The following is a 24,108-nucleotide window of genomic DNA, read 5'->3' as shown; positions in this document are numbered from 1 at the left end:
CCCTTTACTACTTTCTACTTTTTAAAGCAGATAATGTATTTTTCATAACCGATTTCGCTTTCAATAACTCTTTTTTATTTGTTAAATTGTTATTTACTTCTTGATTACTTAAATATTTAGCAAGAGATTTAATTGACGTATGCTCATAAAGAACAACTATAGGTAAGTCTCGTTTAAAGGCCTCTTTTAATTTCACATTAATACGAACAAGATCTAAAGAACTCATTCCTAGATCGAAGAAATTATCGTAAATTCCTATTTCTTCGATTCCAAACATATCTTTTAATAATTCGTATAATTGTTGTTCAATTTCATTAGTTGGTGGTCTATATGTTGTTGAAACATCTGAACGATTCTGCTTTAATCTATTCTTACTTCCTTTTTCCAATAGTTCATTATAATAGTTGGCACCATTTAAAAGTTTCCAATGTAAATCTATTGGAGAAACCACAACTTGTTGTTGATTTCTATTGATAATACTACGGAATACTTTTAAGCCCTCTTCTACAGTTACACCATCATGTAATACACTTTCCATATCCATATTAAATTGCTTTGCCCATATTTCAGCAGACTTAAGTGACATACCCACCTCTTGCCAATCTGGCCAGTTAATAGCTACAGTGAACACTCCATCATGAGCCCGCTTATAAAATGCAAATGCATCTAAAAATTCATTCGCTGCATTATAACCACTCTGACCAAATTTCATATGATACGCCACATTACCAATTGATGAACATAGTACGAAGAAATCAATTGGTTCATCTTTTAATAAAGCATCGAGCACTAGTGTACCTTTAATTTTCGGAGCTAAAATTTTATTATTAGATTCTTTTTCACGATTCATCATAATACCCAGATAATCAGCGACACCTGCTGCATGAATTACGCCATTAATAGAACCAAAACGAGATTTAGCCTTTTCAATTGCCTGTTTCATATCATCTTGATTGGAAACATCAGCACTTAGGATCATGTATTCTGCACCTTGAGACTCCATTGTCAACAAATCAGAAATAACTCGGCTTACACGCTCGTCTTTATTTTCTAGGTACTGTTCCCATTGATTACGAGGTGGGAACTCTGAGCGACCAATCATTATAAGTTTGGCATTTGGTACTCTATTAGCTAAATCTTTTGCAATTTCAAATCCAATTCCACCAAGTCCACCAGTAATTAGATAGACGCCACTCTCTCGTAATCTATCAATTTCTACATCTTCTTCCTCAAAAGGACTTTGAATAATCGTTTGCGCCCATCGATGACGTCCTCGATAAGCTACAACTATATCAGTAGAATCCACAAAACTCTCCATTAAACCCGCTTCTTCAAACATTTGTTGAGAATCTGTATCCATATCAATGGTACGACATTTTATATTTTGAAACTCAAGATTGCATATTTTTGAAAAGCCTAGAATTGTAGCTTGCTCTGGTTTTAAATTCAGCTCTGTACCTGTAACTTCAAACATACGGTCAGTAAAAATATTTAACTGTAATGCTCCTTCATAATTAATTTTCCCAATTGCTTGTGCAATGTAAAGTAACGAATAATATCCTTCATCCATTGACCGTTCAATTCTCTCTTGATCGAGAATAACCTCATTAACTGGATTAAAGCTCCAAGCATGTATAATCTTATTTGGTAATAAATCTTTTTGTTCTAATTCTGAAAATAGCATTTCATAATGCATTTTTTGAGATGGACATATCGTATATAAACCGTCGGACTTTTCAGAGAAAACACCACCTGTTTTAACTTCAATTACATCATGACCTTCTCTTTTTAATTTTTCTATCAGTCGATTGAATCGATTTAGATGATCATTGAAAATAAGCCATTTATATTTTTGTTCTTTCTTTATTTGTATAGATTTTAATGTTTTTCGTTCCCAAGAAGGCAAATAAAACCAGTCTTTAATATTAGCCTGTTTATTATGGCCTCTTGTTTCCTGAGTTAAACTCTGAGATTGAATATTAAAAAATGGATCAGCTTTAAATCGTTTTTTCATGAAAGGATACGTTGGTAAATCTAATAAACTTTTATTCTCACTGTTATTAAAAGTATTCCAATTTATAGTTCCACCTTGCATCCATAACCGTCCCATTTGCTTGCATAAATGCTCGAAGTCATTTGATTTATCCAGAGGATGACGTAACATGTTTAAAGCCAATTGATCTTTACTTCTATTTAAATGTTTTAATACAAAAGTTGATAATGCATTACCTGGGCCAATCTCAAGGCAAATTACATTTTTCAAATGAAAAATTTCAGATAATCCCTTTGAAAATTGAACAGTACTTCGTAGATGCTGTGCCCAATAAGAAGGTGATGTGGCTTGATTTGCTGTAATCATTTCACCTGTAACATTAGATATATAAGGTATTTTAGGACTTGATAATTTTATATTTCCTACAGCTTGCTCAAATGAATCTAGAACTTCATCCATCATTCGAGAATGAAAAGCATGCGAAGTAAATAGACGCGTTGTCTTTACTCCATGATTTAAAAGTAATTCCTCAATTTTATTGATTGAAAGTACAGTACCAGAAATTACTGAATGTTGAGAGGAATTTACAGCTGCTATATCTACATCATCTGTTATATAGGTTTGTAATTCTTCAACAGATAAATTTACACTTAGCATAGCGCCTTCTGATACGCTATTCATTAACTTCCCTCTAATCATTACTAAATGTAATGCATCTTCATAAGACATTACTTCTGCTAAACAAGCTGCTACAAACTCACCAATACTATGGCCAAACATGACCCTTGGATAAACTCCCCAATTCATTAGAAGCTTGGCTAATGCATATTCAATAGTGAATAGTAGAGGTTGCGTCATTGAAGTTCTATTTAACTGTTCAGTTGCTTTATCCTCTGTCTCCTTTGTAGGATACAAAATATTTTTCATGTCTATATCTAGCCAATTTGAAAGTAAGGCTAAACCTTGATCAACGTGTTCACGAAATACAGGTTCATTTTCATATAAATCTCTACCCATATTGATATACTGTGATCCTTGCCCTGAAAAAAGAAAGGCTAAAGGTCTACTCTCCATTGCGTTTGTTTTCTCTAGTCCCGTATCACCAAGTTTTTCTATGGCACCCTCTATTCCATTAGCAACTACTGCAGTTCTATATGGAAATTCACGACGACCTTTTTGTAATGTATAAGCTGTATCAGATAGTGATATCTCTGGATTCTCCTTCAAATGCAATAATAGATCGTTAGTAGCTTTATCTAAAGATTCCTCTGTTTTTGCTGAAACAGTTAATAAGTTCCAAGATTGTTTTTCAAAATTCTTAGCATTGTCAGGAACAGACTCTAACACTATATGTGCATTAGTTCCACCCATCCCAAACGAACTAACACCCGCTCTTCTTACCTCTTCTTTCCATGGGATAAGTTCCGTATTTACTCGAAACGGATTTTTCCCAAAATCAATGCTAGGATTTGGGTTATTATAATGAAGGCTTGGCGGAATTTTCTTGTTTTTCAAAGCTAAGACCGTCTTTATAAATCCTCCAACTCCTGCTGCAGCATCTAAATGTCCAATGTTCGTCTTCACTGATCCAATTAAAACTCTACCTGGTTCTTGCTTACCAAAAGCTAACTTCAATGCTTCTACTTCTATAGGATCACCTAGTTGCGTACCAGTACCATGAGTTTCTATATATGAGATTTCTTCAGGCTTAACACCAGCTATTTCATGAGCTGATTTTATAACAGCAGCTTGTCCATCCACCCCTGGCGCTGTAAATCCAGCCTTATTGGACCCATCATTGTTTACTGCAGCTCCTTTAATAACTCCATGTATTAAATTCCCATCTCGAAGAGCGTCCTCTAACCTTTTCAGTACTACAATACCAGCACCATTTCCACCTACTGTTCCTTGAGCATCCTTATCAAAAGCTCGACAATGTCCATCTGGTGAGAAAATCATACCATCTTCATATAAATATCCTGTTTTTGTTGGATAAGTTATACTTACTCCCCCGGCCAAGGCTATATCGCATCGTCCATCAATAAGATCTGCCCATGCGTTTTGAATAGCAACTAAGGAAGTAGAACAAGCTGTTTGTACTGTAATCGCTGGTCCTTTTAGATTTAATTTATAAGCCAATCGAGTAGCAAAGAAATCTTTTTCGTTTAACAACATTGCTTGGAAATCTTCTAATGTATTAGAAGATTCACTAGCAATAGAACGAAGCCAGTGGAAATTTGGTGATCCTCCAACATAAACTCCTGTATTCATATGAGAAGAATTAACCTCACCTGCTTGTTCTAGTGCTTCCCATGCGCATTCATGAAGTATACGCAGTTGTGGATCCATCATTTCAGCTTCTTTTAGACTGTAATCAAAAAATTCATTATCAAATGCATCTACATCTTCTAAATACCCTTTAGATTTTATATAATTAGGCTTTTGAATCACTTCTTTTGGTATGCCCATCTCACTAAGCTCTTCATCTGTAAATGTTCGAATGGATTCTATCCCTTGTTCTAAATTTGACCAGAATTGCTTAAGATTAGAAGCGCCTGGCATACGAACCGCCATACCAACCACTGCTACATCATTTTTATTCATAGATAAAAGATTTTCTTTCTTAACTTCTTCAGGTTGGCGGTCCATATCATTATCACTTCTAAAGTAGGAAGCTTGATCATGAACCGTTGGGTATCGGAATAACATAGGCATTGTAAGTTCTTTTTCAAACTTGCTTCGTAAACGAGAGAACAATCGAACCATTTTTAAGGAGTTCCCTCCAACATCAAAGAAATTATCATACAATCCTACTTTTTCTAACCCCAAAACTTCCTTCCAAACATCAGCTACTGTTGTTTCAAGCTCATCTAGCAAATCATTTGGTTGTACTAACTTAGTAGGCTTAGGTAAAGCACGACGATTAACTTTTCCATTCGTAGTTAATGGCATTTCACTTAAAAGCACAAAATACATAGGTATCATATACGAAGGTATTTTGTCAGTAAGATAATAACGTAATTCATTTGGAGATATATCTTGATCAGTTAGTATATAAGCACACAGTTCTTGCTCCTCTCCAAAAGCAATAGATAAAACTACCGCTTCCTTCACATCCGCATGCTGTTGTAAATGATGTTCTATTTCTCCTGTTTCGATTCGATAACCACGTATCTTCACTTGATGATCACTACGACCTATATACTCCATCTCACCATTTTCAAGAATACGAACTAAATCTCCTGATCTATATAATCTTTCACTTGGATTATAAGGATTCTGTATAAAACGTTCACTGTTTAGTTCAGGACGCTTTAGATATCCCCGCGCAACTCCATGTCCTCCAACATAAAGTTCCCCTTGCATTCCCTTAGGTGTAGGATTCATATGTTTGTCAAATACATAGCACGAATACGTAGGAAGAGGCACACCTATAGCACTAAGATTACTGTGCATTTCTTTTTCTCCAATTTCCTTATAAGTAACATGTACTGTCGTCTCAGTTATTCCATACATATTTACTATGACCGTATTAGGTGAACGCTTAAACCAACTTTGCAGTAAACCTGGCTTCAACATTTCCCCTCCAAATGTAATTAACCTAATTTTAAAAGCAAGTTTAGGCATCTCTTCAACTACTTGTTGAAAAACATAGAATGCAGATGGAGTTTGATTCAATACCGTTACTCCCTCATCTGCAATCAACTGAGCAAGTTTATACGTATCACGGATTGTTTCTTTTGTTGCAAGGACAAGACGTCCACCATAAGTAAGTGATCCAAATATCTCCCAAACTGACATATCAAAACAGAAAGAATGAAATAGTAACCACACATCATTACTAGAGAATTTAAAACTATTTGGTTGATGCATGACAAGTTGTATTACATTACTATGTTCAATCATAACCCCTTTAGGACGTCCTGTTGTTCCAGAAGTATAAATGACATATGCTAAATTATTTGGAGCAACATCTACTCTCTCGAAATCTTGCATCGGTGTCTTATTAAGTTCTTCAATAAAAAGTATTGTGCTATCAAATTTAACTTTATCCTCAAATAAATTTGAGGTTATTATTACATTTGAACCACTATCTTGAAGAATAAAATCAATTCGTTCCTGCGGATAATCAGGATCGATTGGAACATAAGCCCCACCTGCTTTTAAAATACCAAGTAGAGAGATAATCATATTAAATGAGTAATCCAACATTACAGCTACTGGAGAATCTAAAGTTACACCTTCTTTTAGAAGAGCAAATGCCACTTTATCCGCACGCTCATTCAACTCTCCATAAGTCATCTCACTATTCTCAAATGTAAGTGCTACTCTCTCGGGATGCTTTTCAGCTTGCATCTCAATTAATTGATGAAGTGTTGTGTGTGGGAATGTAGCACTTTGATTTTGACCACCTTGAAGCAAAAACTTTTCTTCTGCCTCATCTAACATTTTAAGAGTTTGTATTGGTTGTCCTTCATCTAAAAGCATTGAATCTAATAGCTGTATAAAATGGTTAGTTATACTGGTAATAATGGATTCATCAAATACATCTTCAGGCCACATCATTGCAAGTTTAATAGAATCGAAACACTCTATTGAGACGGTTAAATCATAGTTGGTCATTTCATTTACTTCATAACCTGAAATTCTTACACTTTCATCAATTTCTTTCAGCTTTTCTATATCAAGAGGATAATTCTCAACTACCATAATAGTGTCAAATGACACGTTTAAATCAACAATTGGAGTCGTTTCATATTCAGTTCTTCTTTGGACATCACTTTGAATTCTTTGTAAAAGATCTGAAACAGTCATTCTCCCATCAGTACTTACACGAAGTGGTGGTGTATTTATAAATAAACCTACCATGTCACTCAGACCGTGCATTGGAATTGAACGCCCGGATACTGTTGTACCGAATATTACGTCCTCTGAATTTTTGTACCTTTGTAGTAATAGACCCCAGGCTGTATAGAATAATGTAGCCAATGTTACACCTTGATTACTTGCAAAACTTCGAAATCTATCACTTCGCTCTTTATCTATCTCTTTTACATATGTTTTTGCTTTTTTTAGTTGATTAGAATTTTTATTGGATAAATTTATTTGTTCAGTCAATTCATTTAAATATTGTTCCCAAAAAAGCTTTTGTTTTGATTTATCTTGTTTTTGTTGCCATAGTATATATTCTTTAAATTTCTTTTTATTTTTAGATGATGGTACATCTCCCTTTATTAACTCTCGATATACCTTAATAAACTCTTGTAAAATAATACTATTACTCCAACCATCAAACAAAATATGATGATGACGTAAAACCATTTCATATTCGCCTTCGTTCAAGTGGCACAGTTCGATAGAAAAGGGAACTGTTTGTAAATCAAAGCTCTCTGTATCATTAGAGACTTTACCATCACTATATATAATGTTCGGAGTATGCTCTTTTAGTATAAGTTGTACAGGTTGTTTAACTTTTTCCCATCGAAAAATTGTACGCAGCATTTCATTTTCCCGCGTTACATAATTCCACGCCTCTTCAAACTTTGGAATATTAATTTTTCCAGTTAAACAAAGTCGAAGTTCTTCATGATATAGCTTTCCTTCGGGTTCTTTCAAATAATGATAAAGAATACCTTCCTGCACTGGTGTAAGGGCGATTACATCTTCAATATCTTCTTTATGAATCTTTACTGCTTTCCTCATTAACAGAACCTCCTACAAGTGTGGTATGGTGTGAATATTTATCGGAACCTAATAAGGCAAGTGCTTTTCTATCTATCTTTCCGCTATCCGTTAATGGCATTTCATTTACACGTACAAAACTGTTAGGTATCATATAATCTGGTAAAAATAAGCGTAGATATTTTTTTAACCTCTCTAACTCAATATCATTTTCTGACTCATAGAAAGCTATTAACTTAACTACCATCTCAGATTCTTGTCTTACAATTACCGCACATTGTAAAACTCCTTCACAAGACATCAAACACGATTCTATTTCCCCTAACTCAATACGAAGCCCATTAACTTTAACTTGAAAATCAATTCTTCCATGAAACTCAATATTCCCATCCGATCTTATTAAAGCTAAGTCACCGGTTTTATATATACGGGTATCAAGGGAATATTGTACAAACTTTTCTGCCGTTAATTGCGGCCTATTTACATATCCACGTGCTAATCCTATACCTGAGATACATAATTCTCCTATATGGCCTTCCGGAAGTTTATTACCATATTTATCAACAACAAACATCTCAATATTCTTAATTGGTCGCCCTATTGGAACGCTCCCTTCTGTAATCTCATGTGTCGGACAATCATAAGCAGTCACATCAATGGTTGCTTCAGTAGGCCCGTACAGATTAGTAAGAAGTGTACCATTAGAGAAATTTAGCAGCTTGTTAAAACGGTTTACATGTTGAGACAGTAGTGCCTCACCACTAACAAATACTTGTTTCAACGATTTTATTCGGTTAGTTTCACCTGTCACATCAAGATAGTGTAAAAATGCACTTAACATAGATGGTACAAAATGCATAATTGTCACGTCATTACTTTCAGTTGTCTCAATAATAGCCTGTGGAAACTTCTCCATCCCCGGCGCAAGAATACATACTTTGGCTCCAACTATGGCCCACCAGAACATCTCCCATACGGATACATCAAATGTATAAGGGGTCTTTTGTAATATAGTATCCTTTGAACTAATTGGATAAGCCTCTTGCATCCACTCAATTCGATTTATTAAGGCCGAATGCTCAATCATAACACCCTTAGGTTTCCCGGTTGAACCGGAAGTGTATATTACGTACACAAGATCCGAGGGTTTGTTAATACACTCTAGATTTTCACCCTTTCCTTCATAGGAAATCGAATCTAAAGCCAACATATCAGCTTTCAAACTATCTTGAAAACGATGTAGAATTTGCTTTTGCGTAAGTATTAATTTAGCACCGCTATCTTCTATAATGAATTGTAATCGTGATGATGGATGATTCGGGGAAAGCGGAAGATATGCTCCGCCCGCTTTCAATATCCCGAAAATTCCGACAACCATTTCGATAGATCGCTCTACCATAATACCTACAACTGTATCTGGACCAACTCCACCTTCACGTAAAAGACGAGCTAATTGGTTACTTTTTTCATTTAATTCCTTATAGGTTAATGTTTCTTTTTTAAAGATAACAGCAACCTCATCTGGCGTACGGACTACTTGTTCTTCAAACAGCTTTTGTATACATGTACTCATCCGGGTTGTATCACTCCTTTAGTTACAGGTATTTTTTCAATGGCACGTTTCGCTTTTTTAGCAAATCCCTTACCAAGTAATAACTGATGAATCTGATTACTCCCCTCAACGATCTCCATTGTTTTAGAATCTCTAAAGCACCTTGATATTGAATAATTATCATTACAACCAAGTGCTCCCATAATCTGTACAGCATTCGTTGAATGCCTTGTACCTGAGCGCGATGCAAAATATTTTGCAATCATAATCTTTTCAGTAGCATCAGCTCGATGTTCATTTTTGGCCTTACAAGCTTCTAAACTAAGGAGTATAGAAGCTTCTAAATCTACTCCCATATCCGTAACCATATGTGAAATCATGCCATGATCAATTAGAGAGTTACCAAATGCGCTTCTATGTAATACATGATTCCCACAGATTTCTAAACAAGTACGTAATACACCAAGAGCAGCAAAGGCAATTGAAATACGTCCAAATTCTAAAGCATACGGTGCAAGGTAAGTAAAAGCAAATCCTGGTCTACCAATGATATTTTCTAAAGGTATTTCTACATTATTGAATTCAATTTCTGCCAAATATGCAGCTTTAAATCCAAGCATGTCTCTTATATGAGTAACATTTACACCCACACTATCTTTTGGTACTAAACAGGCAATTGGTTGTTCACCATTTAGTTTTCCAAATACCAAAAACACATCAGCAGCTGCACCAAAAGTGATCCACTTCTTCACTCCATTAAGTATTAATTTATCCCCGTGTTGATCGAAGTTCGTTTTAATCATATTTAAATCTGATCCTGCTCCAGGTTCAGTAAGAGCTAATGCAGCTATTTGATTACCAGATGCAAGTAATGGTAACCACTGATTTTTTTGATTTTCTGTTCCCCATTTTAAAATCGTTTCTGTTACCATCGTATGGACATTAAATAATCCCGAAAGAGAGACACTACCTCTTGCTATCGCTTCAGTAAATAACCCATACGTTACATAATCCCACTCTAATCCACCATACTCCGCTGGAAGTGTTCCACCTAAATAACCATTTTTAGCACAAGTCTTTATTATGTCTGATGGAATGCCCTGTTCAATCTCCCAACTATTAGCGTGAGGTTCTATATTTTCACAAACAAAATCCGAAAAATTCTGATACATTTTATATTGAGATGGCTCTAAGTATTGTTTCATGTCCATTACCGAACCATTTGCTTATTTCTTATAAAATTACCAATAGAATTTACAGACTTATAGTTATCCATATCTAAGTCATCCATAGTTACCTTTATGGCAAATTCTTTTTCAAGAAAAGTCATCAATTGGATTGCAAATAAAGAATTAACTAATCCTTCTTCAAAAATCTCAGTATCATCATTAAATTCAATACCTACATGATCTTGAATATACATATGAATAATTTGTTCTAAATTTTTATCTTGCATTTTATACACCCCTATTTGTAATTTTTAATTTTAATAAGCGTAAAAACCTTTACCACTCTTTCTACCACATTCACCTGCATCCACCATCTTTTTAAGTAATGGACAACATCTAAACTTTGGATCTTGATATTCCTCATAAAGTACATTTAATGAATGTAATACTGTATCTAACCCAATTAAATCTGCTGTTTCTAATGGACCCATTGTGTGTCCAAAGCATTTTTTAAATATATCATCTACCTGTTTAGGTGTTGCTACACCATCCATTACAACCCAAGCTGATTCATTCATGAATAAGTGGGAGATACGGTTAGAAACAAAACCAGTCTGATCATTAACAACAATTGCATCTTTATCTAATTGTTTGAGGAAAGATTGAGCTTTTTCGACCGTTTCATCTGAAGTTAAATACCCTCTAATAACTTCTATAGATGGTTTCATATATACCGGATTCATAAAATGCATTCCTATTATTTTATCTGGACGCTTTGTTACTCCTCCTACTTTTGTTATTGAGATACAAGACGTATTGACTCCAAAAATTGTATCCTTTTTACATATCTCATCTAATCTTCTATAGATCGGCTCTTTAATTTGCCAGTTTTCCGGAACATTTTCTACTATATAATCACATTCAGCCACTTCATCAAGATTAGTAGTGCTACTTATTAACGAAAGTACTTCTTCCTTATGCATTCTAGGAAATGCTTTATTAATTAGAGGAGCAAAGCGAACTGTCTCTAATATTTTCTCTTCCGCTATTTCTAACTGCTCTTCTGTAACATCAATTAATACCGTTTCTAGACCATGCAGCACTAAATCTACTGCCATGCCGATCCCCATTGTTCCAGCACCTACAATACCAATTTTCTTGAACATTTATCCATCATCGCTCCCTTAATATATTTATAATTTATATCTAAAAACTTTTACATTGAAGAACTCTTTGTAGGTAACGTTTTTGTTCTCTCTCTTTAATCTGTTTTTCAGTAAGTGCTGTTTTCATCATTTGGATTGCTTCTTCTACATCACTTTTCTCCACTGAATACCCCGAATTAATTTTTTCTTCCAATTGACTTTGGACCTTTTGAAATGGGAGTACTACCTTTTTCTGATAATCACTTAAATCTGTATTATAATTTTTTGTACTTACAACTACAGTTAAACACCCTGATATAACTTCTTCATAATCAGATTCTTGTAATGTAAAAGAATTTTTTGTATTTAGGATATCTTTCTCCCTTTCATAATTACATGTCGATATAGCAGGGTTAATAGCTTGCAGAAGATACTTCAAGACTTCCTTTGGTCCCATTTCAATAGCTTTCATAGACCCTTGATTCATTAGATAGTGAATCATGTCCAACCATTTCACAGGCTTTATTAATTGTAAGTAAAGGTTTTCTCTTATATTTTCCACACCTTTATACATTGAACTATCATGATTCGCTATGACAGGTACTAATGGCTGTTTCATATCTATATTTTCTAGTACACTCTTATATTTTTCAGCAGCAGGTTGCATCATAGGAGAATGAAATGGCCCACTTAATTTAAGGGGGATTGCAATTCCCCCATGCTCTACTACCATTTCACAAGCTAACTGAACCGCAGAGTTTGTACCAGAAATTGATGTTTTATTTGGAGTGTCATAAGCCGATATATATACTTCCTGTCCCTTGGTTAACAATTCTGAACAAATACCTTCAACAATTTCTGGAGCAAGATTGTTAACCCATGCCATAGTTCCATCTATAGTCAATGCATAGCTACTCAAAATCGTACTACGTTCTTGTACTAATTTTAAGGTATCTGAAAATGCAATTGCTCCAGAAGCACATAGAGCTGTATATTCTCCCAAAGAATATCCAATCATTGCCTCTGGTTTATTGCCTATTTCCTGTTCAAAAACTCGAAAAGCTGCCATGCTAGTTGTTACTAAAGCAGTCTGTGAATTTTGTAACTTTTCAAGGTCAGCTTTGTATATCTTCTCCATACAAAGGGAAGCCATGTCTATTTTTAGAGTGTCACTTGCTTCTTCAAATATCTCACGTGCTACAGGGAAGTTTTCATAAAGGTACTTACCCATTCCAGAATAATGGGATCCTACGCCAGGAAACATAAATACAATATTCATCTTTTTATCTCCCTTATTTTCATCTTAAGCTATCTTCAACTCTATCTAATAAAGCTCGTCCCTCTTCAGTTTTTCTTAAATTCACTAAATCAACTACATAGCGAATATCTGATACATCATTCCATCCTAGATCTAGTGCCAGATTCATATGCTTTAACGAAAGATCGATTCTATCAATTAATGAATAACCACATGAAAGTAAAAAGTGATGCCATGCATTTAAATCTCCTATAGTACGAGCTTTTTGTACAAACTCACTAGCTTTATTAAAATTTGAATAGTATCTTAATTGATGGTACGCGGTAAAAACGAAATTATCTAATTCGTTATAAGGAAACACATAAGCTGTATAGGTTTGAAGATTTGTGAATCCAACTTTTCCCGCTAGTTTAATAGATGGAATACGAAAATCCTCTGTCTTCCAATGTGGTGTTCTTCCTTGTTTTAAACAGTCATCTAAGAATGCTCTTGCAGCCAACCAAGCATACCCTTTACCTCGCTGGAATAAATCATAAGTATTAATTCCAATTTCCACATCAGTATCTGTTGCAAAAACCGATAAGCAACTAGTTACAACTTGTTCATGTACCATTACTACATAACCAAATCCATTTCGGATGAAATCCTGAGTTGACTCCCAAAAATCAACAATATCATCCCGTACCATTGCGAACTTTTTATCTGATAGCATGTCGATTGTAATACGTTCCACCGTTACCTCATCAGGCATATTAGGTTTAGATAACTTATTATAAGACTCCGGATCAAAAGTAAATGTTACTCGAGTGTAAGGTTTAGGAATAAACATTTGCAATTGTTCCTCGACAACCTGTTTCCATTTTGATTCGGGTAATAATTCAACCTGAAAAAAGTCATCCCCTATCTGCTGAGCCTCAGGTGCAATTACTTCTTTAATAAAAGTTGGTAGACTTGAAACAAAATTACTTGTAGGATCACCTAATAAATAAAAAATTTCTTGTTCTGCCCATACAAGTGCACATCTAGGGTTATTAGGATTATCCACATAAATATGTCCCTTATTGTAACCATGAGCTATACCATTAAGTATTGGATGGTTCTTATAATCAACGAGAAGTGGAGATATTTGTTTGAATTCATCCTTTTCTTTTACCAATTCATAAATCATATTCTTAAAAGTCCTCCCTTTTGAGAACAAGTGTGAAGTGCATGCTGCGCAATAATTGGCTGAAGTACCTGCGAGGTACCTTCAATAATTTCTAAAACCTTTGCTTCTCTAAATAAACGCTCAACAGGATATTCTCTAGAAAATCCGTTTCCACCAAACACTTGGACAGCGTCTGTGGCTACCTTCATAGCCATCTTTGAGGCAAAATATTTTGCAATGGTTGTTTCAATTACAGCATCAGTATGTCTATCCTGACGCTTTTTCCCAGCCTCTTGGCATAACGAACGAGCTGCTTTTATATTTACACTTGCTTCTGCTAAAATTGTTTGAATTGCTTCATATTCACATATATATTTATTTCCTTGTTTTCTTCTTCTTGAATAAGCTACCATTGCTTCTAGTGCTTCTTGAGCAATGGCTACTCCTGCCCATGCAATACTATATCTACCATGATCAAGAGCTGTGTTAACTACATAACTCCATCCACCCCCAATTGGTCCTAACAAATTTTCAGCTGGTACCTTTACATCTTGCAAATGAATCTCAGCTATATGCGAAGAATTACTTGCTAACAGTTTACTCATTTTATTTGTAGAAACACCCGTCATTGACCGTTCAACAATAAAGGCACTAACTTTTCCTTCACTGGACGCAAAAACCAAAAAGCAATCTGCAATGTCTGCAAAAGAAATCCATTTTTTGTGCCCATTAAGAATAAAATGATCATCAACTTGTTTATAGGAAGTTCCAACGGCTTTTGCATCAGAACCAACCTCTGGCTCAGTTAGGGCAAATGAAAATAATAGGTTCCCCGTTGCCATCTCAGGTAACCATTTTCTCTTTTGCTCTTCAGTCCCCCACCTTTTAATTGACTCCCCTACTAAAGATACATGAACTGTAAGTAATTCACGAACCGAATTACAGGCTTTACCAATGATTTCAGTAAGACGACCATAATCTAAAGAATCAAGAGAAAGTCCCCCATATTCTTTTGGTATCGTTGCACCCAATACACCATACCTTGAGAGTTCTTGTATCACATCATAGGGAAGCTCTTCATTACTTTCAAACTCACTTGCTCGAGGCCGAAGCTTCTTTTCCGCAAACTCATCAACTACTCCCAGAATCTCTTCTGCATTACTCATACTGTGAAATTCCCATTCTTCTTTTTGTTAATTAGATCAACCATATTATTAATAGTAGAAAAGTTAATAATATCAAGTTCATCATTATCTACTACTATATCAAACTCCGTTTCTATGAAATTTAACATTTGCATAGCAAAGAGCGAATTTACATAACCTTTTTCAAATATGTTGTCATCATTAGCAACAATAGTTTCCTCTGCATTAAAAATAATAAGATTTTTTTTAATGTATTGACGTATTTTTTCATGATTATCCATGTAATTACTCCTTCTGAGACCTGGGAAATCAATTAACCAATATCCCAATTAAAATCGGTCTCTATTTTTATTTTTTCTTTCTCCTGAGTCGCAGATAAAACAAGTTCTTTTTCCTCACTTGTTAACATTTGAATATCTTTTAGACTAACATTAGGATGAGTTGTTATTTCTTCTAATAGAAGGTTAAATCGCCGTCCAAATTCTACTATTGTTGATTTATCAAATAAAGATGTAGCATATTCAAAAGTGAATTCATATATATCTTTATTTTCTTCAGCAATAAGAGTTAAATCAAACTTACTTGTTAGTGTATCTGTGTTTGTTTCCGTGCTAATTTCTAATCCATCCACAACTGTATGTTTTTCATCCGAATTTTGTAATACAAACATGACATCAAATAAAGCACTTCGGCTTAAGTCTCTAGAAAGATCTAATTTTTCCACTAACTGATCAAATGGATACATCTGATGTTCGAAAGCTTCTAACGTATCGTTTTTCACTTTTTTCAAGTGATTAATAAAAGATTGATCTGGATTTATTTGATAACGTAATGCAATTGTATTTACAAACAGCCCCATTAGAGGTAATAAATCAGCATGCGGTCTACCTGCAACTGGTGATCCTATAATGACATCCTTTTGTTCTCCATGCTTGTACAGAAAAATAGTGAAAGTAGCCATAAGTAACATAAAAGGTGTCGTATCAGTTTCTAGTGCTATTTTTTTTATTTTTTGAGTAATTTCCTTGTTTACTTGGAAATTGTATTGTTCACCCTCAAAACTCTTTACTGGTGGTCGACCTCGATCGTATGGTAATTCAAGAACTGGTATATCCCCTGAGAATAATTCCTCCCAGTATTTCTTATGGATATCAAATTCTTTAGAAGATAATAATTTTTGTTCCCACACAGCATAATCTTTATATTGCAAACGATTTTCCGGCAATGTTTCCCCAGCATATAGGGCCTTAAAATCATGCATAAGGATACTTAAAGACACGCCATCTGTTATGATGTGATGAAGGTCAATTACAAGTAAATAACTATTATCTTTTAGCTCCTTTAGTCCAGCCCGCATTAACGGAACCTTAGAAAGATTAAATGGTTGCAACCATTCTTTATAATCTCCCTTTATCATTTCTAGCTCAAATGTTACCTGTTCTAATACTCTTTGTACTAATTGATCCCCCTGCCACTCAAACTGTGTTCTGAGTATTTCATGGCGTTTAATAAGCTTTTCAAAGACCAATTCTATCCTTTTCCGGTCCACCGTTCCTTTAAGAATAAAACAACTTGGTACATTGTATGTCATCTGTACCCCATCCATCTCTTGTAATAACATCATTCTTTTTTGAGTCGATGAAACCGGGTATACCTCAGATTCCGGTACTATTTCTATCTCTTGCAACCTATTTTCTTTTGAATTTTTAATAAAATGACTTAAAGTTCTTATTGTTGGATACTCAAAAAGATTTGCTAATGATAATTGCACATTAAATTCTTTCCATATTTTAGCGTTGATTACAGTAGCATGAAGGGAATGACCACCAAGTGCAAAAAAATTATCTTCCACACCAATACAAGGATTACCTATAACTTCTTTCCATATTTCAACTAGCTTTCTTTCCATATTATCGAGCGGTTTTACATAATTAGTAGTCTCTTCTATCGATGGAGAAGAATCTATGATTACATTCTTTGTATTACCTTCTATAACAGAAATAAGAAATGTTATTATTTGTTCAGCTAAATTTTGCTCGTATTCTGCAGCATGGTGAATTTTATCTGAAATATTTACTATTCCTTCTTTAGTTACTGATTTTGTTAAGTGCATTTTTATCAATGATCCACGAATTACTCCCCAATTGGCAGCTGCTGCCTTCATAGATTCAGCGATAGTTTGGAATTCCGAGTGATAATACTCACCAAGAAACGAAAGCATTTTTGAAAACTTTACTCGGCCATCTACAACTTGACCCAAATGTGAGAATAACGGAACATCATTAAAGTCTAAATATCCATCGGTCTCTTTATTCAAATCAAACTTACTTATTAGTTGCGTAGCAAAAAGGTGCATTTGTGAAAAAATATGTTTTTCATCTTTTATATGTTTTATCCAATTTGACAAATCGGTTGTAATCGATTGTATGTCTGTGATCTCATCTTCAGTAACTTTTAAAGTACTTACTTTTTGATAACCCTTATGAAAAAGTTCTGTTGAAAGTTGTGCATTTTTAACCATAAAATATGGATCGGTAATAATTAAACAGTCTTCTTCGGGCTCATATCCTACAATAACAAATGAATGAACAATATGATTTTTTAGATAATTCTCATCCCAAGGAAGCCAGTACGCATTCATGGTTACCACCACAGGAAATCCCGAGTATAATTGTTCTAATATAATTTCAAATCCTTCATCGGATGAATCTGTATCAAATATAGTACTTTTTATACCATGATATTTTTCCAAATCACTTACAAAATAACCAGACTCTGTATATAAACCATCCCCTAAATTTCCCTTATCCACAGGAGAAAAACCAAAACCCCATAATCTAGCGTACATTAAATAATGTTTACGCTTAAACCAATTAGCTAACGTAGCAATTACATCATCAATACAATTCTGTTCAGAACTCTTACAAGGCTCAACATCATATAAGATTGAAGAAGTATAATTTCCCATTTACTCACCTCTATATTTTTACCAACAGGAAAAACTATTGTAATTTGGTTATTTCTCTATACTAAGTTGACAGAGATATGTATATCTTCTTTAAAAAGCTATCAATTATTATTAATACATTTCATATGAAGAATCTTATTTCTCGAATCACTTTTTTTATTTTAATCATTCTAAAATAGGGAGGAGAATTCCCTAACTCATAGTCACCAGAATAAACACTAACATTCCAGAAAGCTAAGAGGGAAAGCTCCTTTAATCCCACAGTATAGCAAGTGTAAATTTAAACTCTTAAAAGTCGCGTTTACAATAAAAAGTAATACTAATTATTTTTCTTTTCTGCTATATAAGCCGCTAGTTGTTTAATATTTCGCTTTGTATATGCGACTAAGTCATCCGTATTAAGATTCTCGTTTTCTAAAGCAAGATCAAGCTCAATAGCTAGTAGAGAATTTCCTCCTAAGTCAAAGAAATCATCCTCTACACCGACAACTTCAATCTTCAATATACTTTTCCATATTTCAACCAAACGAGATTCTAACTCATTACTAGGAGACATCATACTCTCCTCCTCATTCTTAGGTAAAGATCTAGGTGAAGGTAAGGAATGTCGATCAACCTTTCCACTTGGTGTTAATGGTATGTTTTCAACTTCAACAAAGAAAGTAGGTATCATATAACTCGGAACTAATTTCGCAAGATGCAATTTCAAATCAGAAATGGATACAAGTGATTTTGCTACGAAATAAGCTACAAGTTTTTTCTGCCCATCTTCATCTTGAATGTCTACTATCACTGCTTCTTTAATTGCATGGTGTGAAGATAAAGCATCTAAAATTTCACCTGGCTCAATTCGATATCCTCTAATTTTTAATTGTTCATCATTTCTACCGAGGAATTCTATATTCCCATCAGGTAACCAGCGTGAAAGATCTCCTGTCCTGTACATTTTCTCCCCTTTTACAAATGGGTCTGGTAAAAACTTCTCTTCAGTTAATCTCATTTGATTTACATATCCTCTTGCAAGACCTTCTCCCGCAATATACAGCTCTCCTACCGCGCCAATAGGCTGAAGTCTCTGTTTTTGATTAAGTATATAAAGCCTTACATTCGGAATAGGCTTTCCAATAGGAATAGTATTATAGTTTTCACTTTCTTGAAGTGAAAACGTACTTGCAATAACTGTCGCCTCAGTAGGACCATACATATTTTCTATTTGAGTCGATAGTCGATGCTCTTTAAACTTATTAACCACCTCATGTGTCAAAGCTTCACCCGCAAGTAATATATACTTTACTTTATTTAAAACCTGGCTATTTTCATTATTAAGTGTATTTACGAAAGCTCTAAACATAGACGGTACAAAATTTAATAATTTCACATCATATTTATCTATAGTTCTTAAAATTGCTCTTGGGTTTCGATGTTCCCCATTGTCCATTATTACTAATTTACTACCTACTATGGTCCACCCAAACAACTCTAGAACAGATACATCAAATATATAAGGTGTCTTCAGTAAATACGTATCTGATTCATCCATAGGATATAAATGAGACATTGAAAATAAGAAATTCACAATACTACAATGTTCAATCATGACTCCTTTTGGTCTACCTGTAGAACCGGAGGTGTATAAAATATAAGCTAAGTTATTTGGTTTTCCAGTAACCTCCAGGTTGCTTGTATCACCAACGTACAAATTTTCTTGCTTTAAATCAATAATCTCTCCTACAAATGGAATTTCACCTACGTATTTAGATTCTGTAAGTACCAATTGAGGATTACAATCCTCTAAAATATGTTCCATTCGACGCTTTGGATATTCAGGATCAATTGGTACATATGCAGCTCCAGATTTTATCACAGCAAATATAGCTATAATCATTTCTACGGATCTTTCCACAACGATACCAATTCTAGTTTCCTGATCTACCCCTTTTTGTCTAAGAAAACGAGCAAGCTGATTTGCTCGATTATTGATATATGAATAAGTGTACGATACATCATTTGAAATAACTGCGATTTCTTCTGGTTTATTTTCAACCTGATCCTCAAAAAATTGATGAACTAATTTACCCTGAGTAAAATCTAATTTTGTATTATTAAGTTCATTTAACATCCTTGTGGATTCACTTTTACTTAAAACATTAACATCTTCAATTTTCGCTTCAGGATTAGCTACCATCCACTCTAGCGTATTTATAAAATGCATCATAAACCGCTCTATAGTTTGCGGATAATATAGTCCTGTCGCGTATTCCAATTCTAATCGTAGACCCTCTTCTTCCGGAAATACTTCTATACTCATATCTACCTTTGAAGCTTGGTGCTGAATTTCGTAAGATTTAAATGTAATATCTTTTATTTTTTCTGATGTTCTTCCGATATTCTGCATCACTAACATGACATCAAATACAGGATTCCGGTTAGTATGATAAGCCATGTCTAACTTATTTACTAACTCATCAAATGGGTATTCTTGATATTGAAATGCTTCTAGCGCATTTTCTTTTACTTCATTTAAGAATTGAATTATTGTCTTTTCCGCTTTAGGATGATTTCTCATAGGTAGTGTATTTACAAACATACCTATGATAGGCTCAAGATCATGATGAATTCTTCCTGCAATTGGAGAACCTACTATAATATCTTCCTGTTGTGTATACACATGCAATACTATATTTAGTGACGAAAGAAGTACCATATATAAAGTAGCTTCTCTTTCATCCGCAAAGGATTTTAATTTATTAGAAAGTTCAGGTGTTAGATGGAATACTAATCTATCACCTTCAAAAGTTTGATTTAGCCCACGTGGCTTATCGGTTGGGAACATAAGAATTGGTAACTCACCTTTAAACTTATCTACCCAATACTCTTCAATTTCTTTCAGCCCTTCATCGTGTAAACGATTGGTTTGCCAATTGGCATAATCTTTGTATTGTATTTTAATAGGCTCTAAGGCTTTGCCTGAATATAAATCTATAAACTCTTTTTCTAACTTCGCTAAAGATACTCCATCTGCTATTATGTGATGAAGATCAAATAGTAACAGATATTGATTGAATTCTAATTTCATTAAACCGACGCGCATAAGTGGAGCCCTATCTAACTGAAAAGGACGAACAAATTCCTGTATTAACTCTTCAATTGTTGATCTATCAGATTTATATAAATGTTCAATTCTAATATCTAAACTATCATGAATAAATTGAACTGGTTCACCTTTAATAAATTGGAATGAAGTTCTTAATGATTCATGACGTTCCACTAATTCTTTGACACATTGTTCTGCCTTTATAAAATCAAACTCACCTTCAATTAACATTGCACCTGGTATATTGTAGGCAGTTCCTATTCCAGCAAAGCGGTTTAATATATATAATCTTTTTTGTGAAGAAGAAGCTTGATAAAATTCTCTATCAGGTACAATCTCAATTTGAGAATAATTTTTCTTCCCTTCATATTTCTCTATATACTCCGCTAATAGCATAATTGTAGGCCTTTGAAACATTTCACGTATAGGTACATCTACACCTAAACGTTTATATATGTGAGAAACAACAGAAGTAATTTGTAAAGAATTACCTCCTAATTCAAAAAAGTTATCATTCACACCTATTTTCTCTATTCCAAGTACTACTTTCCATATCTCAGAGAGCATTTGTTCAATTTCATTACGTGGTTCAATAAATAAAGCTGTGGATTGCTCCCAAATTGGATCTGGAAGAGCTTTCCGATCTATTTTACCGTTTGATGAGATTGGAAACTGCTCAATCGGGATGATGTATGCAGGAATCATATAAAAAGGTAAATACTCCCTAAGGAATTGGCGTACCTCTTCTACTTTAGCTGAAGAATTCATAACAACATATGCACATAAAACCGGAGCATCTTCTCCCTCTTTTTTACGTGTAATTACAATAGCTTCACCTATTTCAGGATATCGTAATAGTTGCTTTTCTATTTCTCCCAATTCAATTCGTAATCCACGAATTTTGACTTGATCATCCATACGGCCTAAATATTCAAGATTTCCATCTGGTAACCAGCGAGCCAAATCTCCAGTACGATATACCTTGTCATCTATAATAGAAGAACCCTCTTTGTTGATTTGTATAGGAACAAATTTGTCCATAGTTAACTTAGGTTGATTTAAATAACCTCTTGCTAATCCTTCTCCTGAAATACACAATTCCCCAGGAATTCCAACGGGTTGTAATTGTTGATTATCACCCATAATATAAACTTTTTGATTAGCTAGAGGTCTTCCTATTGGTAATTGATTCATAAATTCTAACTCAGCGTGCTGAACATGATAACATGTAGAATCTACAGTTGTCTCTGTAGGTCCATAAGCATTTGTTAAATTTGGTCGGCAGTTTTCATTAAATAAACCAAGGAATTTCCGTGCTAATTTCGGTGGTAATTCCTCTCCAGCAATAATAAAATGTTTAAATGAATATTCTATTTCTTCATCTATAAAATTAGTTAATAATCGAAGATGCATCGGCGTTCCATCCGCGATATTTATTTGCTTTTCTTGATAAAAATTAATTAGCTTCTGCCCATCAGTTCTTGCTTCCTCAGGTACTATAAATAAACTATTTCCTAATAGAAGCGCACCAAACATGTTTTGTACTGAAGCGTCAAACTCAAAAGGTGAAACTAACCCGATCCGCATAGAAGAACTATATTTATCATATATTTCATTTTTTAACCCAAATATTAAATTTACAACACTACGATTTTCCACCATAATTCCTTTAGGATTACCTGTAGTTCCAGAGGTGAAAATAACATATGCCAAATCGTAAGGTGTACTTACTGAAGGGAAACTAACCAACTCTGTTTCAAGTAGTTCATTAAAGCTCACCATACTACAATCCTGGATTTCTCTTGTAAAATCTTCACTAATAACCTCTGGTTTTACTATACAAAGTGGAGATTTACATTCTTTTAGCATCGCCTCTATCCGTTTATACGGCAAATATATGTTAATAGGTAAATAAGCAGCCCCACTTTTTAAAATACCTAGCATTGCAATGACTGCATCAATGGATCGATCCATCATAAGACCAACAATGTGTCCTTTTCCAATTCCTTTTTTATGTAGAGAACTGGCAACCAGATCTACCTTTTCTTTTAATTGAGCATATGTTATTTCTCTTTTGTCATCAGAAACAGCAAGTTTATTTGGATTATGCATGACTTGTTCTTCAAATAACTGTATCACCGTTAAATGATGCGGGTAATCTAACTCAGTTTGATTAAATGTGATTAACTCTCTTATATCATTATCACTAACCCAATCTAAATCTATATGCGGCGTATTCGGTTGTAGTAAAGCTTGCTCTAACAAGTCTATAAAATGATGACCAAATCGCGTAACAGTAGATGTTTTGTATAGATGTTCATTAAAATACATATCACCTTCTATACACCCATTTACTTGACGAAAAGAGAATATAATCTCAGCATTGCTCTCACTTAAATAATTTAAATCTTGAATTTCCTCTAGCAAAATTGCAGTATGGAATGGATAATTACGCCCCTCTGGAAGGTAGTTACTCAAAACCGGTTGTAAACTTTCCAATGGGAAATTTTGATGTTCTAAAGCATTAACCATTACTGTACTAACTTGCTGGAGAATTTGTCTAAATGTCATATGTTCCTCAAGACCATGTCTTAAAACTAACAAAGTATTAATAAGGTTAGTATCACTGTCTTGTTTTAAAACAGGTGTACCAATGCATATATCTTGCAATCTAGTATATTTATTTAACAGCAAAGTAAGTCCAGCAGTAAGAATCATATGCAATTGAAGATCTGATCCATTTGCTAACTTTAAAATCTTCTCGGACAATTCCTCTTTTAGTTTTATGCTAACATTTGATAAATTCACCTGTTTGTTTGATGTCCGGTAATCATAAGGGAAATGGCAGTCAGCCAGTTCCCCTGATAAGTTTTCTAACCAAAATTCTCTTTCCTTTATTCGTTCATTTGCGGCAATTACTTTATCTTTATTCGCTATTCGTTCAACCATAGTTAC

At 34.2% G+C, this 24,108-nt stretch carries 11 protein-coding genes; all 11 read right to left on the bottom strand.

Annotated features, from left to right (window positions below; translation table 11 throughout):
* Positions 1-7: 7 nt before the first annotated feature.
* Positions 8-7,696: an amino acid adenylation domain-containing protein gene (locus V7S45_RS27890; RefSeq protein WP_342762101.1), complete on the bottom strand. Its 7,689-nt coding sequence runs from the start codon at positions 7,694-7,696 to the stop codon at positions 8-10.
* Positions 7,671-9,248 (bottom strand): zwittermicin A synthase ZmaJ, encoded by a 1,578-nt coding sequence (zmaJ, locus tag V7S45_RS27885; protein WP_025686627.1) that lies wholly within the window; start codon positions 9,246-9,248, stop codon positions 7,671-7,673. Before zmaJ ends, V7S45_RS27890 begins: the two co-directional genes overlap by 26 nt.
* Positions 9,245-10,438 carry an acyl-CoA dehydrogenase family protein gene (locus tag V7S45_RS27880; protein WP_342762100.1) on the bottom strand — a complete coding sequence of 398 codons (1,194 nt, stop codon included), beginning with the start codon at positions 10,436-10,438 and terminating at the stop codon, positions 9,245-9,247. Before V7S45_RS27880 ends, zmaJ begins: the two co-directional genes overlap by 4 nt.
* Entirely contained in the window at positions 10,438-10,683 is a 246-nt protein-coding gene (locus tag V7S45_RS27875; RefSeq protein ID WP_001152970.1) for a phosphopantetheine-binding protein, read from the bottom strand. Before V7S45_RS27875 ends, V7S45_RS27880 begins: the two co-directional genes overlap by 1 nt.
* A gap of 30 nt (positions 10,684-10,713) precedes the next feature.
* The gene (locus V7S45_RS27870) at positions 10,714-11,562 is read right to left on the bottom strand and encodes a 3-hydroxyacyl-CoA dehydrogenase family protein (protein WP_088346292.1); all 849 of its coding nucleotides are present in this window, start codon (positions 11,560-11,562) and stop codon (positions 10,714-10,716) included.
* A 40-nt stretch (positions 11,563-11,602) separates the two neighbouring features.
* A complete protein-coding gene (locus V7S45_RS27865; RefSeq protein ID WP_061884892.1) occupies positions 11,603-12,820 on the bottom strand; it encodes an ACP S-malonyltransferase in 1,218 nt (405 codons plus the stop codon).
* A gap of 19 nt (positions 12,821-12,839) precedes the next feature.
* Entirely contained in the window at positions 12,840-13,967 is a 1,128-nt protein-coding gene (locus V7S45_RS27860) for a GNAT family N-acetyltransferase (RefSeq protein ID WP_088346294.1), read from the bottom strand.
* Entirely contained in the window at positions 13,964-15,112 is a 1,149-nt protein-coding gene (locus V7S45_RS27855) for an acyl-CoA dehydrogenase family protein (protein ID WP_098299379.1), read from the bottom strand. The genes V7S45_RS27860 and V7S45_RS27855 overlap by 4 nt, the downstream gene beginning before the upstream one ends.
* The gene (locus V7S45_RS27850; protein WP_000368639.1) at positions 15,109-15,372 is read right to left on the bottom strand and encodes a phosphopantetheine-binding protein; all 264 of its coding nucleotides are present in this window, start codon (positions 15,370-15,372) and stop codon (positions 15,109-15,111) included. The genes V7S45_RS27855 and V7S45_RS27850 overlap by 4 nt, the downstream gene beginning before the upstream one ends.
* Before the next feature lie 32 nt (positions 15,373-15,404).
* A complete protein-coding gene (locus V7S45_RS27845; RefSeq protein WP_342762099.1) occupies positions 15,405-18,059 on the bottom strand; it encodes a condensation domain-containing protein in 2,655 nt (884 codons plus the stop codon).
* Positions 18,060-18,378: 319 nt separating this feature from the next.
* On the bottom strand, positions 18,379-24,102 hold the full coding sequence (locus V7S45_RS27840; RefSeq protein ID WP_342762098.1) for an amino acid adenylation domain-containing protein: 5,724 nt from the start codon (positions 24,100-24,102) through the stop codon (positions 18,379-18,381).
* Positions 24,103-24,108 lie beyond the last annotated feature (6 nt).

It is taken from the genome of Bacillus sp. BR3(2024) (assembly GCF_039134555.1).
In the GTDB taxonomy this organism is placed as follows: Bacteria; Bacillota; Bacilli; order Bacillales; family Bacillaceae_G; genus Bacillus_A; species Bacillus_A cereus.
This window is presented reverse-complemented; position numbering and strand designations above follow the sequence as displayed.